The following is a 14,612-nucleotide window of genomic DNA, read 5'->3' on the forward strand; positions in this document are numbered from 1 at the left end:
ACTGTGGCGGCAGACACAAAGGAGTGCCGAATGCTGGTCAAGTCGATGAGGACGCTGGCGGAGGTGCGCGGAGACGAACCGTTGACCGCCGCCTACCGTGCCGGACTCCGGTCCCGCACCTACCGGACCGTGTCGCTCAACAAGCCCGCCGCCGCACCCGAAGTCATCCCGGTCACCACCGCGGACGGGGCCCAGCTCAGAGTCCATGCCTACGGTCCCGCCGAGGGCGATGTGATCGTCTTGATCCACGGCTGGAGCTGCTGCATCGAGTACTGGAATCCACAGATCAACGCATTCGCCGAGCGGTACCGCGTGGTTGCCTACGATCAGCGCGGCCATGGCGAGAGCACCCTCGGCAGCACCGGCCCGAGCGCCCAGACGCTGGCCGACGATCTCGAAGCCGTGCTCGAGGCCACCCTCCCGCTCGGCAAGCGCGCCGTGCTCGTCGGCCACAGCATGGGTGGAATCACCCTGCAGGCGTGGGCATCTCGCTATCCGGAACAGGTCACTCGACGCGCCTGCGCGGTCGTCATGGCCAATACCGCGGCCAGCGATATCCGCTACGAAACCGATCTGCTGCCGCTGTTCAACAAGCCGCTCATGGTGGCCAATCGCCCGGTGACCGTACTCGGCACCAGCGTCCGCGTCCCGCTCGTCATCGCGGAAACCGCACTCACCGCGCCGATTCCGCTGCCGGGCGGCTGGCCGGTCAGCGCGCTCTTCAAGGCCCGGGTGATGTCCAAGTCCGCCACCCGCGACGAGGTGGACTTCGCACTCGGCATCGTCCGCTCGTGTCGCCCGTTGACCCGCGGCCTGCACGCCGCCGCCCTCGCCGACCTGGACCTAGGCGACGCCGTCAAGCATCTGACGGTGCCGACCACGGTCATCTCGGGCTCCGAAGACCATCTGCTGCCCGAGCGCATGTCCCGCCCGATCGTCGAGGTGTTGGCCCGAGCGGGGCACCTTGCCGATTACCAGGTCTGGCCCACCGGCCACCTCGGCAATATCGAGGCCGCCGACCGCTTCAACACCCTGCTCGCCGACGTGGTCGAGCGCGCTGATCCCCGCTCGGCCGCCGCAGGCTGACCCGATCAACCTGGTCGCGGGCCGGTGCCGGACCGGCCCGCGACGTGTCGCTGCGGCATCGGCCGGAATCTTGATGCTAAAAGCTTGGGTATGAACAGGGGTGTAATCGAAGGGGTACCGAAATCGCGCTGTGCGCGATCAATGGTCGGCATCGCAATGGTGGGGATGCTTGTCGGTACGGCGCTCGAAGCGCCGACTGCACTAGCCGACGAGTTCACCAAGTCCGCGAATATCTCTACGGATACGACATCGGAGGATGGTTCGCGCATAACCGACGTCGAGTACATCGACGATCGAAATATCCGACTTCAGGTCTATTCTGCGGCGATGTCCGCTGAATTTCCGGTAGAAATCCAACGTCCTGCGGATGACTCCGTACCGCGGCCGACTTTGTATCTACTGAATGGTGCTGGCGGCGGTCAGGATGATGCATCATGGCAGGCGCAGAGCGACGCGCGCGAGTTCCTTTCGGATAAAAACGTCAACCTGGTCCAGCCGATCGGCGGCAGGTTCAGTTATTACACCGACTGGATCAAGGACGATCCGGTACTCGGACGCAATAAATGGAAGACCTATCTCACCGACGAATTGCCACCGCTGATCAATGCCGCGCTGGGCACCAACGGAGTCAATGCGATCGCGGGAAATTCCGCGTCCACTGCCACGGTGCTGGCCCTGCCCATTGTCAAACCCGGCCTCTTCCGGGCGGCCGCCGCGTACAGCGGCTGCGCACAGACAAGCGATCCGATCGGCTCCAGGTTCCTGGAGCTCACGGTCGCCTGGGGCGGCGGAAACGCCGACAACATGTGGGGCCCGGTCGGTTCGCCCGAATGGACGGAAAACGATCCGTATCTGCACGCCGATAAATTGCGCGGCATCGAGCTCTACCTTTCCTCGGGCAATGGCCTGCCGGGAAAATATGACACGCTGGACGGACCACATGTCCAGCCCGGCCTCGATGGACTGACAAATCAGCTCACGCTCGGCGGCGTTATCGAAGCAGCCGCCAATTACTGTATGCGGAATCTCCAGGCAAAGCTGATATCGCTCGGTATTCCGGCGACCTATAACTTCGATCAGGGCACGCACTCCTGGGGTTATTGGGAAGACGAATTGAAGCGCTCGTGGCCGGTACTCGCGCGCGGACTCGGCTTGGCATAACGCGTCGGACACCGACACGCTATGTAACCAAATAGTCCGGTTCGTGACGGATGTGACATAGCTTCATCGAATACTTCGACGCGTAGTCAGGAGGCGGCTCGATGATGTCGGGTAGCGGGACGGTCTTGGTCGCTGGGCAGCGGGGCCTGTTTCGCGGTATCGCCGGCCAAGGCGACCAGCAGGTCAAGATCGAGAATATGTGCTACGCCGCCCTCTGCGGCCAGCTCCTCGACAGCGGCGGACCGATCCTCGCAAGCACCAAGGCCCTCGGCCGCAGCAGTGCCATCGTGACGGTCAGCTCCTCCTTCGATCTCGGCTGCGGCCACGTCCCACTGCTCCTCGGCCAGCCGATCAGCACTGTGCCGCAAGAGAATCCGGGCTCGACCATCCGGACGAGCTGATCCACATGAGCTCATGCACCCATCGATACGGAAGGCAAACACAGCTGAGGAGTGAGCCGATGCTGCGCTTCGTCGCGGCCGCTATCGCGGTCGGTGCGCTCGTAGTTTGTGCCGGTCCAGCCGTTGCCGAAGGTTTGGGTGACAGCGTCGTCACGTTCGTCGACAGTGTGGACGACGGTGCCGCGATGTCCACCGACGCTCTGGGCGATAGCGGCACTACGTCCACCAACCGACTGAACGACCGCGCCGCCACATCCGCCGATGCCCCGAACGACGGTGCCGCTTCAGCCTCGGATGGTCTGGGCGATAACGTCGCCACGTCCGTCGAAGAGACCGATGGCAACATCGAGTTCCCGCCCGCCGCGAGCCGACACGACAGCCGCACGACAGCCGCCGGCGACCTGGACAATGACGTCACCACAGCCGCCGACGGACTGAACGACAGCCGCACCGCTTCCGCCGAAGAGACCGACGACGACATCGCTGTCACCCCTGCTGCCAGCCCATACAGCTCGGCCGCAACAGCTGCTGGACTCGCACTCTCACTGATCCGTCTCGGCACCAAGGCCCTGGCCCTGACGGTGGTACCACTGCATCAGTTCCCCGCCTTCGACGCCGTCATCACGCACGAAAGCGGTTGGGATGTCTTCGCCATAAACCCGGAAAGCGGCGCCTACGGCCTCGGCCAAGCACTGCCCGCCGACAAGATGCGAACCCACGGTGCGGACTGGCGCTTCAACCCGCTCACCCAACTCCGCTGGACCTACGACTACATGAACGAGCGCTACGGCGGCCCCGACGGGGCCTGGGCATTCTGGCAACGACACCACTGGTACTGACGCATTGCGGTCATCGGGACTTCGCGGGTGCGCGGTGTAGTCCTTTCCAGTCGTAGTATCGTGCCACGACACCGCCCAGGAGCAGTCCGATGACCAGGCCGGCCAGGGTCATCCAGATCGCGCGGCTGAGTCCGGCCGAGCCGTCGGCGTTGAAGTACAAGATGGCCCTGATGCCGAGGTACACCTGGTGCATCGGTTCGAAATCGGCAAGCCGGGCAACGGATTTCGGCAGCGCTTCGATCGGGATGGTGCCGCCGGAGGAGGGCAGGCCGAGCACGATGAACAAGATGAGGTTGACCAGCAGACCGGCGGTGCCGAGCGCGGATACGACCGACAGCGCCGTGACACCGACCGCGATGATCGCGAAGGTGCTGTACAGGAACAGCAACAGCGGCCGATCGATCGGCATACCCAGCCAATGCCCGATCGCCATGAATATCCCGGCCACGACCGGCGCGGTGCCGGTGACCACGCCCCACTTCAGCAGCAACGTCCGCAACCGGGAAATCGGCGTCGGCGGATAGTGCACGTACCAGGGACCGAATTCGGTCGGCGCGAAGCCCAGCGACGAATCGACCATCGAATTGATCACGATGGTGCCGGTGAATCCGGCCAGCAGCACCATCATGGTGTAGAAGAAGGCCGTCAGTCCGCCGCCCGTACCCGACGGCAGCGGATGAAACGGCGCAACGACCACATCGATCGGCTTGGCCAACATCAGCCGACTCAGGCCGACCAGTTCCGGTGCCGATCCAGCCGATTGCAGCTGGTCCCGTACGGTCTCGGTGAGCTGCTTGCCGACCGTCTGATTCGCTTGTGCGAGTGCGTTTCCGGCGATCGACTGCACGACCTGCGGCGAGAACGACCCGGTCCGCGGATTGGTGTACACCGTGATGATCGGCTGGGTGACATCGCCGGGCACCACGCTGGCGGTGGCGAGAATTCCGAGTCGCTTGGTGAAATCGCTCGGTATGACGATCGCCCCGTACACATTGCCCGTGTTCAACTGATGCTGTGCCTCGTTGATGCCGAGCACCCGCAGATCGATCTTGTCGCTGGGAATCTGCTGTACGAGCGCGTCACTGATCTGCTTGCCCACATTGGCCGGCTTCCCGCTGATCACATCCCCGCTGTCCTGATCGACCAACGCGATCGGAAAACCGTGCAGATGCTTCACCGGATCGACCACATACGCGAGGTACATCGTGGCCAGCAGGGCCATGAGCAGCGACACCACCACAGCGGGCCCAAGCCAGACCCGCGCGCGCACCCGATGCGAGCTCGTCTGATCAACCTCTTGCGGGTTTGTCATGACAGCACCGTAAACGGAGTGATTGCTGGACTGTGTTTCAGGTCCAGGTCAGGCCAGGATCTGGCGATGGAAGTGTCCCAGGTCACGGATCGCGGCTCGGGCGTCGGCGAGCAGATCCGCGGCGAGGTGATGGACGTGCGGGGCACGATCCCAGATTTGCAGCCGCACCGGGACGTTCGCTTGCGCACAGCGTTCGACCAGCATCTCGGCGTCCGGCAGCAGGCATTCGGTGGAGCCGACCTGAATCAAGACCGGTGGTAGACCGGTGAAATCGTGGTTGACCGGCGACCATGTCGGGTCGAGTTCGCCGTCGCGGGCAACGCCACGCCGCACGATCATGTCTATGCCCTGAGTAGGTAGATAGGAATCGCGGTGCCGGTTGGGGTGGGTGTTGCGGATCGTCGAATCGAAGTCGGCCCATGGTGCGATCGCGGAGATGCCGCCGGGCATCGGCAATCCGTATTCCCGAGTCGCCAGCGCCAGCCGGAAGGCGAGCCCGCCGCCGGCCGAGTCACCGGAGACGATGATGCGCTCGGGTTGGAATCCCTGTTCGAGGAGGTACTCATAAGACGCGACGGCGTCATCGAGAGTTTCGGTGAAATGCGCTCCAGGTAGTTGTCGGTAGTCGACATTGAACGCGGGCATTCGGCTGGCACGTCCGATTTGGGCGACGAGGCGCCGATGAGTGTTCAGGCCGCAGCTGAAGAACCCGCCACCGTGGAAGTACAGCAATGCTGAATCACGTTGTTGCCGCGGGTCGGCGAGATCGTCGTGCCACAACCATTCGGCGCGCACGTTGCCCGACCGAACGGTCCGGCGTTCGGTGCCGTTCGGAGGGGGGACAAGTACGGCGGCCGGCAGGTCGATGAGACGGCCGAGCCGGAGCAGCTCGAGCGGGCCGCAGCCAGCTATCCGCGTCATGGCTGCCAATCCGAGCCCGACGGTGCCGCGCAGTAGCGGATGGGCGATTCGGGTCCCGATACTTGCCTGGTTGGATTCTTCAACGATCGGTTGTGACGCTTCAGGCCACGGGATAGCCGTCACCGGCGTGGCTTGTGCCATTCGAAACCCTCATCAATTGGGCACACACGGTGCGATATCAAAGGTCGACCTCCTGCTCACGACTGTTACCTGAGCGTTATAGGACACTGTTACCAGCGTTACAGATCCGTCACCCGCCGGCATGGGTAAAAACACCCACTTCGGCACCCACCTACACAGCTCGCGTAGGTTGCGTCGACATTCGGACGCACCGTCGGGCACTACTCGGGCACAAACGCCCAGCGCGCAGGCCAGGGCGATCCGGTAGCTATCACTTCGGCGACGACCTGCACACATCGGACCCTCGCCGAGCCCCTGGCACGGCTAGATTGGGTTTCATGGGGCGAAGTAAGCCCACTCGCGTGGTCGGTAACCTGCCATTCGCGGTGACAAGTTTCGTCGGACGGCAACGGGAGATCCGCGAGGTCCGGGAGTTGCTCGCGACGGCACGGTTGGTCACGCTCACCGGTGTGGGCGGTGTCGGAAAGACCCGGCTCGCCAGCGAGGTCGCGGCCGTTGCCGGCCGATCGTTTCCGGATGGGGTGTGGCTTGTCGACCTGTCCGGCGTCGGCGATGCCGATCTGGTGGCGCAGACGGTGCTGACCAGCCTGGGGTTGGATGTATCGAACCGGACGATCGAGGAGCAGCTCGTCGAGCACCTCACCGACATGCAGGCATTGATCGTGCTGGACAACTGCGAACACCTGGTGGATGCGTGCGGCGCGCTGTGCAATCTGCTGCTGCGATCCTGTGCCGGGCTGCGGATTCTTACCACCAGTCGCGAGTTGCTCGGCGTCGCGGGCGAGCACGTGTACACGGTCCCACCGCTGTCGATGCCGAGCCCCTACCTTCCGGTCACCCTCGGGGCGCTGGCCGCCTACGATGCCCCGACGATGCTGGTGGAGCGGGCTCGGGCGGTGCGCCCGGAGCTGACCCTGACCGAACGTGATGCGGATGTGGTGGTGCGAGTCTGCGAGCGGCTGGACGGGATTCCGCTGGCCATCGAGCTCGCCGCGACCCGGCTGCGGTCGCTGTCGCTCCCCGCGGTCCTGGACCGACTAGAGGACCGGTTCATGCTGTTGGCCGGGTCCATCCGGGCCGCGGTACCGCGCCAGCGGACGCTGCGGGCCCTGATCGACTGGAGCTATGAGCTGTGCCAGCCGTCCGAACAGCTACTGTGGGCGCGGCTGTCGGTGTTCACCGGCGGATTCACCCTGGCCGCGGCCGAAGGGGTATGCGCTGGTTCCGACCTGCCGCGGGAACGCATTCTGGACCTGATCGACCATCTGGTCGCGCAGTCGATCCTGGCGCCCGTACCGACCGACGGCCCGCCGCGGTATCGGATGCTGGAAACGATCCGTGAATACGGGTGGCACCGGCTGGCCGAGCGGGACGAGACCGGCGCCCTGTGCAAGCGGCATTGCGACCACTACCTCGCGCTCGCCGAGCGGATCGCCGGAGCCTGGAACGGACCGGGCCAAGCGGCCGGTCTGGCCGAGCTACGCGCCGAGCGCGACAACCTGCAGGCGGCGCTTGAGTGGGCGACGAGCACGCCAACGGCCGCCAACGAGGCGCTCGCGCTGGTCACCGCCCTGCGCTATCACTGGTGCGCCGACGGGTTCCTCGGTGAGGGACGGCGGTGGACCGATAAGGCGCTGCGGGTCGCCGACCAAACCGGCCCGGAGCGGATCTCCGCACTGTGGGTCGCGGGATGGGTGCGGCTGCTGCTCGGCGAATTCGAAGCGGCCACGGCGGCGCTCGACGAATGCGCGGCGGCAGCGGCGGCGGTGGGCGACCGGCACGCGCTGGGCTGGGTGAGCTGTCTGCGCGGCACGACAGAGATGTTCCCCGGACACCTCACATCGGCCATCGCGGCCTTCGAGAAGACCGTCGCGGACTACTCGGACGACGATGATGTGGTCTGCATGACGCTGTTCCAGCTCGCCCTGGCCCAAGCGAACGCCGGTGACCGCAGCGCAGGTGTAACGGCCCACCGGGGCATCGCATTGGCCGACCAGCGCGGCGAGCGGTGGACGAAGTCCTATTCGCTCTGGACCCTCGGCTACGACCAGTTCCTCCGTGGCGAATACGACACCGCGGTCGACTCGACCCGTGCCGCACTGGAGATCCAGCGCGAATTCAATGACCACGTGGGCACGGCGCTGATGATGGAATTGCTGGCCTGGATCGCCACCGCCCGCGGCGAATACCGGCACGCGGCCGGACTGATGGGCGCGGTCGGATCGGTGTGGCACCGCATCGGCACCTCGATCGCGGTGTTCGGACCACATCTGGAAGCCCAGCACTCGGCCTGCGAGCACACTCTCGATCAGTCATTGCGGCAGGCAGTGCAGCGCGCGGAAAGAGCGCGCGGCGCGGCGCTCGACCACGCCCAAGCGATCCATTACGCACTCGACCCCAGCCAGACCGCCCAGGAGCCGGACGAGCGGGAAGACACCATGCTCACCGCCCGCGAGCGGCAAGTGGCCGAGCTCGTCGCACAGGGTCTCAGCAACCGGAAGATCGCCCAACAGCTCGTCCTTTCGACACGCACCGTCGACCGTCACCTGGAAAACATCCTCTGTAAACTCGGCTACTCCTCCCGAGCACAGATAGCCGCCTGGACCGCGCGCGCACAACGACAGCCGTAACGTTGCTCGACCGCGGTGCGGACAAGACGGGCCGATGCGGTATCGACCTGGGCATACGATGTCTGTGGGTAGGACCCATTCGGCAAAAATGGGTAATTCTACGGTCGTATTCGGACGCCACAGCGCAGACGCTGGGTCGGGACAGCATTCATGGCTATCACACCGAGGCGATACATGTCCGAGCACAGATACGAGTCGAGCGGCATCCTCACCGGGGCCGAACCCACCATGATGATTCGGCGCTGTGGGCGCTGCTGCAAGTTGTTCGCACCGCTGACGGCCGAGTGTTCGACGTGTCGGACCTGGGACCTCGAGTGGTCGCCATCGTCCGGTCTCGGTTCGATCGTGTCGTGGCGGCTCGTACACCGGAGTATGAGCCGTCCGCACGCCCAGGTGATGCCGTTGACAATCGCCATCGTGGAACTCGACGAGGGCCCGTGGGTGTACGCGACGATCGAAGGGGATGTCGCACCGGGCTCGAAGCTGCCGGTACGGGTGCGATTCGAGCCGCGTCCTCGAGTAGATCGGTTCCCGGTGTTCGCTATCTGCCCCGCGACGCCCGATTCGGACGGCGGCCTTCGCCCCGCGCCACAGTGCCGAAGTGCATCGAACGCTGTGCAGTCGGCGCATCGTCACGAGGTCGAGCCGCGCTACGACCAGTGGTGGGTGCGGACATCGCTGCGCGAGTGTGAATTCATGGAAGACACGAAGGCCTTGGACGCGGCGGCGAAAGCCCTGATCAGTTTTGCGATCCGATGGGCGCCATTCGGCGGCGCCACCGCCGGCGAGCTGCTCGTAACCTTCGGAGTCACCCGTCGCCGGTTTCTGCACATGATGGAGGAGGCGCTGGACCCACGGCGGACCGATAGCGTCCAGGTGCGCGGGGTGAAGCGGCACTTGAAGGACGCCCTGACCCAGGCGTGGCAGGCGACTCCGACCGCGCCCCCGGCCCGGATGCTGGACGAGGCCAAGCACTAGCTCGGCATCGGCCGCGGGCGCATGGGCGTGTCGCCACGCGGTAGGAATGGCAGGCAATCCACGGGGCAGCCATAGTGTGGCGCTATGACTTCCGGGAGCGGTTCGGTCTTGGCCACCAGAACCCTCGCCGTGGGTGGCAAGCGGGTCCTCGTCACGATCGGGAGGCCCCGCCCAGACCAATCGGCAGAGGGGCCGGCCTACATCTGTCGCATCGATATCGACGGGATGGCCATCGCCCCGATCCGACTAGAAAGCAGCGCGGACACACCAGCGCGGACGGTGGCGATCGGCCTGCGCAGGACCGCCGAGCACTTGGAAGTCGGTTTGGCCGAACTGCTATCCGATGCCAACATCGGCGTTGCACCGTATCGGCATTCTCCGGTTCGTCGTAGCGGTAGCCCGTCATCGGATCAATGAATGGTCGGCACCTACTGAAACCCATGTGACACAGCGATTCTGGGCGCTCGAGTGGCTGATGAAGCTCCTCGTCGCGGGGTGTGGGGCGTCGGCTCGACCCGCAGACCACACGCCCACTGCAGGCCGCATCGCCCATGAATGTCGGTGCGGGCGTGGCAATCACCGTCAGTGTCGTTTGGTGACCACAACCGGTTTGATATCCGTGGGAATGCCCGCTAAGGCGGATTCCGGGATGGCGAGCACGGTGGCGAGCACTGAGCGTGGGATGGAGTTGATCGCGGCGAGGATGCCGATGTCATCGTTGGTTTCCGCAGCGCTGGTATTGAACACGATGAGCACCTCGAGAGGTGCGTCGGTGCGGGCGTTCTCGAAGTAGTGGAAGAAGCCCTGCGGCGCGAACACGAGATCGCCCGGGTGGGCTTCGAAGGATTGGGTGCGATAGCTGCCGTCGGAATGGGTGCCGAGAATGGTCCATTTCGCGGTTCCGGAAATGTGGTAGTTCATTTCCCAGGCGCTCGGGTGCCAGTGTGGTTCGCGGATCCCGCCCGGCTCCAGTCGGACGAAGTAGACCGATCCATGCTGTCCGGCCAGCACCGGGAAGCTGCCCTCGTGGGCGCCTTGGAGGGTGCCGCCGTCGAAACGCTCCGGGTCCGCCGAGGTGAGATGGAACAGGTGCGTGGAGTTCTGCAGATTCTCGACGATCTCACCGGTGTTCGGCAGTTGGCTCGCGGCGGTGTCCGCGCAGCCGGTAGCCGCCAGCAGCCCAGCGCCCAATGCGGCTCCCCCCAGCGCCGCGGCGCCGGTCCCGATCACCGCGCGCCGGTTGACTCCGGTCGTTTCCGGTTCGGATTCGCTTGACATACGCCTCCGTTTGCACGGCGGACAGGGTAGGCAGCGACGCTGCAGCGTTCGCCAGCATATGTCCCGCTACTTCGCAACGTCAGCAGGACACCCCGACGGCGCCAGCGCAGTCCCATGCCGCGGCATGGCGCGTTGGCTCTCCAGCATACGGCCAGCAACTACAATGAAGACATGGTGGCCGAGCGGCTCCCACCGAGGTCAGTGACTCGCACAACAGTGCAATCTGGAATCATTCCAATTAAAGTGGTGGTTGTTCTCAATGGAGGATCCAGAAAAAGGAGTACACCTATGAGTGCAGCAACTCGGACCCAGCAACGCAGCAATCGTCGTCTTGCCGATGATGTCCGGAATTTCACCGCTTCCCCCCGGCTCGCCACCAATCTGCAGCGCGTACTCGTCGATCTCATCGAACTGCACCTGCAAGGCAAGCAGGCCCACTGGAATGTTGTGGGCTCGAACTTCCGCGACCTGCACCTGCAACTCGATGAACTCGTCGATGCGGCCCGCGAGAGCAGCGACACCATCGCCGAGCGGATGCGCGCCCTCGACGCGGTCCCGGACGGCCGATCCGACACCATCGCGGCGACGACGAGCCTCCCGCCGTTCCCTGCCAATGAGGTGAACACCGCCGACGTCGTCGATTTGATCACGACGCGGACCTACGCGGCGATCGACACCATCCGCGCCGTACACGATGCCGTCGACGCCGAAGACCCCAGCACCAGCGACCTGTTGCACCAGGTCATCGACTCGCTGGAGAAGTTGGCGTGGATGATCAAGTCGGAGAACCGTAAGGTCTAGCCGCCCGCACCCCCAACGACCCGCCGCCGGCCTGCCAGCTCGCGGCGGGTCGCATGCTATCGGACGCCCGGACCGGTCCCGGCCTGGTCGTGGCCCGATAATCCACTGCGATGCCCACAACGGGTAATACGCCCGGCGGCCGGGCTATGCGCCGCCACCTCGGCACATTCTCGACACTTCGTTCGCCCGGCGCATTTTCGGACACCAACTGAACTCACGGACTGTCGCAGGTGACCAGATCGAGGAGGTCAGCGGCGGCGGCACGCAGATCGTCGACGGCCTCGGCGCGGCCGGAGAGCTTGTGCAGCAGCGCCTGCTGAAACAGACCATCGAAGACCGCATACGCCGTACTCGACGAGACGGTCAGCGGTCTGCCGGACAGATCCGCGTAGCGCCGCACCACATTGTCGATCATCTGCTCCCTGCGTCGGTCGATCTCGATGACGTCGGCGCGGAAAGATTCCTCGAAGAGGCTCTGGTTGCGCAGGTCGTACCAGAGCCTGTGCAGCGGAGCATCGATGTCGAGCGTGTTGGCCATGGCGGCGCCGAAGTCCTGCCGTAACCCATCGGCCGTGGTCGCGGTTTCCACGATGCCGTCGTAGCGGGTGACGCACACCGCTTCGTACTGGCGCACCGCATGGGTGATGAGTTCGACCTTGTCGCTGAAGTAGTAGTGCAGGACGCCGTGGGTGAACTCCGAGTTCTGTGCGATCTCGCGCAGGCTGGTCCGGGCGTACCCGAGCTCAGCGAGGGTGTGTAGCGCTGCTGCGGCCAGCTGTGCGCGTCGTTCCGCGAACTTGTCGACCTGCCTGCGCGCGACGCGACTCCGCTTGGTCTCGACAACCTCGGTCACCGTCACTTCTCCCCTCGGCATCTCCGCACGACGCCCCAGTCTATCGCGGCGGCGGCAAAACCCGACCGCAGCATCTTGACAGTCGTCAAAAGAATTCTTGACGACTGTCAAAACGCGGCGCTACTGTGATCGACGTCGCAGTCGGACGGGGCGCCGCATGACCCCGTGCCGCACAAGTCATCTCGAGGAGGAGATGTCGGATGAGTGGGTACGACCTGACCGGACGCCGAGCCCTGGTAACCGGTGGCGCACGCGGATTGGGCGCCGGAATGGCTGACGCGCTGGCCCGCGCCGGTGCCGCCGTGGCGATCGGCGATGTACAGGAGGACCTCGGCAAGGAGACCGTCGAAGCGCTGCGCGCCGGGGGTGCCGTCGCCGAATTCGTTCCGCTCGATGTCACCGACGACGCGCGCTGGGAGCAAGCCGTTACCGACACCGTGGCCGCGCTCGGCGGCCTGGACATCGTCGTGAACAACGCGGGTATCGAGGTCACCAGCTTGCTGGTGGATCTGAATCCCGACGACGCGCGTCGCATGTTGGAGGTGAACGTCCTCGGCACAGCGCTGGGCATCAAGCACGCCTTTCGCGCGATGCGTCCCGGCGGGGCGGCCGGCCGGGGTGGGGCGATCGTGAACATCGCGTCGGTCGCGGCCACCATCGCTTTCCCCGGCATCGGTGTGTACTCGGCGAGCAAGTCCGCGATCGATCGCCTCACCCGTGTCGCCGCCATGGAATCCGGCAAGCTCGGCTACGGCGTCCGAGTGAACTGCGTCTACCCCGGGCTGGTCCCGACCGAGATGGGCACCGGGCTGGCCAACGACGTCGCCGAGATCGGTCTGTTCCCCAGCGCCGAGGCCGCTGTCGGCGCCGTGGTCGACCTGACTCCGCAGGGACGGCTCGGCGAGGTCTCCGATATGGCCGATGCGGTGGTGTTCCTCGCCTCCGACGCTGCCCGCTTCATCACCGGCGCCGGCCTAGCGGTCGACGGCGGCATGGGCATGTGAGAACCGAACGACATCGAAAGGTCTGATATCCGATGAGCACCGACAAACCCGTCGTCGTCTACGGCGCCTCGGGCTACACCGGCCGACTGGTCTGTGAGTACCTGCGCGAGTTCAACATTCCGTTCGTCGCCGCGGGACGGGACAAGTCCCGCCTCCAGGAGGCGATGGACAAGATCCCCGGCATCGAGACCATCGATCACGAGATCGTCGAGGTCGCCCACGAGGTGGCATCGTTGACCGAGCTGTTCCGCGGCGCCTCGGTGGTCTGCAATACCGTCGGCCCGTTCTCGCAGTACGGCCACGAAGTGGTGCAAGCATGCATCGCCGCGGGAACGCACTACCTCGACACCACCGGCGAACAGGACTGGCTCATCGCGTGTGACGAGGAATACGGCAGCGATATGGCCGAGCGTGGACTGCTGCTCTCGCCGGGCATCGCGCAGATGTACACCACCGGCGAGATCGCCGCCAACCTCTGCCTCGAGACGCCGGGCATGGACACCCTGGATATCCAGGTCTTCTGGAAGGGTTTCCCGACGGTCGCGTCGACGAAGACGATCCTGGTCAACGCCGCGCTGTCCAAGGCTTACTACCTGGAACAGAACCAGTACGTCGAGTGGCCCGCCGACGGCGGACTCTACGACGTCGTGGTCCCCGGCCAGCACGAGATCGGGCTCGCCCTGCCCTGGGGCGGCACCTCGCATCCGGTCTGGTTCAAGCGCGACCCGCGCGTCGCGAACGTCAAGGTCCTCGGCGGCGTCTTCAACCGGCCGCTGATGCTCGGCGTCCCGCAAATCGTGCAGGCCGTGGTCGAACAGGTGAAAGACCTGCCGGTGGCAGAGCAGTACCGCGTCTTGTCGGAGCAGGCGGCGGCGGTGCGCAGCGAAATGCCGCCTCGGGAGAATCCGCGTATCAACACCTCGGTGGACTCGGTGCACGCCTCGGGTCCGCTGGCACGCGCCCACTGCGTCATCTACGGCAACTGCAACTACAAGCAGACCGGGCTCCTACAGGCCTACGCCGTGAACTCGCTCCTGCAAACGCCGCCGAAGCGGAACGGGTTCGCCTCGGCCTGCCAAGCGTTCGGTCACCGGGAACTGCTCGGAGTGCTGCGCGGATTCGGACTCGTCTCCGAGCCCGTTCTCACCGTGCAGCGCTGATCACGCATCGGTCCGTCCGGCGCAACGGCGCGCCGGACGGACCGAGC

General features: G+C 65.2%; 14 protein-coding genes. 10 read left to right on the plus strand and 4 right to left on the minus strand.

Annotation, left to right across the window (positions count from 1 at the left end; translation table 11 throughout):
* Window positions 1-30 precede the first annotated feature (30 nt).
* The 4 genes from AB0J29_RS17875 (at window position 31) to AB0J29_RS17890 (ending at window position 3,487) form a co-directional block, all read left to right on the plus strand.
* Window positions 31-1,086 (plus strand): alpha/beta fold hydrolase, encoded by a 1,056-nt coding sequence (locus tag AB0J29_RS17875; protein WP_364786747.1) that lies wholly within the window; start codon window positions 31-33, stop codon window positions 1,084-1,086.
* Window positions 1,087-1,176: 90 nt separating this feature from the next.
* Window positions 1,177-2,247, plus strand: coding sequence for an alpha/beta hydrolase family protein (locus tag AB0J29_RS17880; protein WP_364786750.1), 1,071 nt, complete (start codon window positions 1,177-1,179; stop codon window positions 2,245-2,247).
* 101 nt (window positions 2,248-2,348) lie between these two features.
* On the plus strand, window positions 2,349-2,648 hold the full coding sequence (locus AB0J29_RS17885) for a hypothetical protein (RefSeq protein WP_364786753.1): 300 nt from the start codon (window positions 2,349-2,351) through the stop codon (window positions 2,646-2,648).
* A gap of 59 nt (window positions 2,649-2,707) precedes the next feature.
* Complete coding sequence (locus AB0J29_RS17890; RefSeq protein ID WP_364786756.1) at window positions 2,708-3,487, plus strand: transglycosylase SLT domain-containing protein; 780 nt, start codon at window positions 2,708-2,710, stop codon at window positions 3,485-3,487.
* A 10-nt stretch (window positions 3,488-3,497) separates the two neighbouring features.
* On the opposite strand, the gene AB0J29_RS17895 is transcribed toward AB0J29_RS17890, so the two are convergent.
* Both AB0J29_RS17895 and AB0J29_RS17900 read right to left on the minus strand, forming a co-directional pair.
* Window positions 3,498-4,799, minus strand: coding sequence for a DUF3533 domain-containing protein (locus tag AB0J29_RS17895; RefSeq protein ID WP_364786759.1), 1,302 nt, complete (start codon window positions 4,797-4,799; stop codon window positions 3,498-3,500).
* 48 nt (window positions 4,800-4,847) lie between these two features.
* Window positions 4,848-5,720, minus strand: coding sequence for an alpha/beta hydrolase (locus AB0J29_RS17900; protein WP_364786762.1), 873 nt, complete (start codon window positions 5,718-5,720; stop codon window positions 4,848-4,850).
* Between the two features lie 458 nt (window positions 5,721-6,178).
* Between AB0J29_RS17900 and AB0J29_RS17905 the strand changes: the two genes are divergently transcribed.
* The 3 genes from AB0J29_RS17905 (at window position 6,179) to AB0J29_RS17915 (ending at window position 9,886) form a co-directional block, all read left to right on the plus strand.
* Window positions 6,179-8,491: a LuxR C-terminal-related transcriptional regulator gene (locus tag AB0J29_RS17905; protein ID WP_364786765.1), complete on the plus strand. Its 2,313-nt coding sequence runs from the start codon at window positions 6,179-6,181 to the stop codon at window positions 8,489-8,491.
* Window positions 8,492-8,722: 231 nt separating this feature from the next.
* Entirely contained in the window at window positions 8,723-9,469 is a 747-nt protein-coding gene (locus tag AB0J29_RS17910; RefSeq protein WP_364786925.1) for an OB-fold domain-containing protein, read from the plus strand.
* Between the two features lie 84 nt (window positions 9,470-9,553).
* Window positions 9,554-9,886: a hypothetical protein gene (locus AB0J29_RS17915; protein ID WP_364786768.1), complete on the plus strand. Its 333-nt coding sequence runs from the start codon at window positions 9,554-9,556 to the stop codon at window positions 9,884-9,886.
* A 165-nt stretch (window positions 9,887-10,051) separates the two neighbouring features.
* Here the strand turns inward: AB0J29_RS17915 and AB0J29_RS17920 are convergent, their stop codons facing one another.
* A complete protein-coding gene (locus tag AB0J29_RS17920; RefSeq protein WP_364786771.1) occupies window positions 10,052-10,747 on the minus strand; it encodes a cupin domain-containing protein in 696 nt (231 codons plus the stop codon).
* 288 nt (window positions 10,748-11,035) lie between these two features.
* On the opposite strand from AB0J29_RS17920, the gene AB0J29_RS17925 reads away from it, so the two are divergent.
* Entirely contained in the window at window positions 11,036-11,548 is a 513-nt protein-coding gene (locus AB0J29_RS17925; RefSeq protein WP_364786774.1) for a DNA starvation/stationary phase protection protein, read from the plus strand.
* Between the two features lie 214 nt (window positions 11,549-11,762).
* Here the strand turns inward: AB0J29_RS17925 and AB0J29_RS17930 are convergent, their stop codons facing one another.
* Complete coding sequence (locus AB0J29_RS17930; RefSeq protein WP_364786777.1) at window positions 11,763-12,401, minus strand: TetR/AcrR family transcriptional regulator; 639 nt, start codon at window positions 12,399-12,401, stop codon at window positions 11,763-11,765.
* 200 nt (window positions 12,402-12,601) lie between these two features.
* On the opposite strand from AB0J29_RS17930, the gene AB0J29_RS17935 reads away from it, so the two are divergent.
* Together AB0J29_RS17935 and AB0J29_RS17940 are read left to right on the plus strand one after the other, a co-directional pair.
* Complete coding sequence (locus AB0J29_RS17935) at window positions 12,602-13,405, plus strand: SDR family NAD(P)-dependent oxidoreductase (RefSeq protein ID WP_364786780.1); 804 nt, start codon at window positions 12,602-12,604, stop codon at window positions 13,403-13,405.
* Between the two features lie 32 nt (window positions 13,406-13,437).
* Window positions 13,438-14,565, plus strand: a complete 1,128-nt coding sequence (locus AB0J29_RS17940) for a DUF5938 domain-containing protein (protein WP_364786783.1) — start codon at window positions 13,438-13,440, stop codon at window positions 14,563-14,565.
* Window positions 14,566-14,612 lie beyond the last annotated feature (47 nt).

This window comes from Nocardia sp. NPDC049707, assembly GCF_040674855.1.
In the GTDB taxonomy this organism is placed as follows: Bacteria; Actinomycetota; Actinomycetes; order Mycobacteriales; family Mycobacteriaceae; genus Nocardia.

Excerpts from the sequence above, each read along its gene's own strand:
- AB0J29_RS17890 (WP_364786756.1), top strand. The coding sequence starts at position 2,708 with ATGCTGCGCTTCGTCGCGGCCGCTATCGCGGTCGGTGCGCTCGTAGTT.
- AB0J29_RS17905 (WP_364786765.1), top strand. The coding sequence starts at position 6,179 with ATGGGGCGAAGTAAGCCCACTCGCGTGGTCGGTAACCTGCCATTCGCG.
- AB0J29_RS17940 (WP_364786783.1), top strand. The coding sequence starts at position 13,438 with ATGAGCACCGACAAACCCGTCGTCGTCTACGGCGCCTCGGGCTACACC.
- AB0J29_RS17915 (WP_364786768.1), top strand. The coding sequence starts at position 9,554 with ATGACTTCCGGGAGCGGTTCGGTCTTGGCCACCAGAACCCTCGCCGTG.
- AB0J29_RS17880 (WP_364786750.1), top strand. The coding sequence starts at position 1,177 with ATGAACAGGGGTGTAATCGAAGGGGTACCGAAATCGCGCTGTGCGCGA.
- AB0J29_RS17875 (WP_364786747.1), top strand. The coding sequence starts at position 31 with ATGCTGGTCAAGTCGATGAGGACGCTGGCGGAGGTGCGCGGAGACGAA.
- AB0J29_RS17935 (WP_364786780.1), top strand. The coding sequence starts at position 12,602 with ATGAGTGGGTACGACCTGACCGGACGCCGAGCCCTGGTAACCGGTGGC.
- AB0J29_RS17910 (WP_364786925.1), top strand. The coding sequence starts at position 8,723 with ATGATTCGGCGCTGTGGGCGCTGCTGCAAGTTGTTCGCACCGCTGACG.
- AB0J29_RS17895 (WP_364786759.1), bottom strand. The coding sequence starts at position 4,799 with ATGACAAACCCGCAAGAGGTTGATCAGACGAGCTCGCATCGGGTGCGC.
- AB0J29_RS17920 (WP_364786771.1), bottom strand. The coding sequence starts at position 10,747 with ATGTCAAGCGAATCCGAACCGGAAACGACCGGAGTCAACCGGCGCGCG.
- AB0J29_RS17900 (WP_364786762.1), bottom strand. The coding sequence starts at position 5,720 with ATGACGCGGATAGCTGGCTGCGGCCCGCTCGAGCTGCTCCGGCTCGGC.
- AB0J29_RS17885 (WP_364786753.1), top strand. The coding sequence starts at position 2,349 with ATGATGTCGGGTAGCGGGACGGTCTTGGTCGCTGGGCAGCGGGGCCTG.
- AB0J29_RS17925 (WP_364786774.1), top strand. The coding sequence starts at position 11,036 with ATGAGTGCAGCAACTCGGACCCAGCAACGCAGCAATCGTCGTCTTGCC.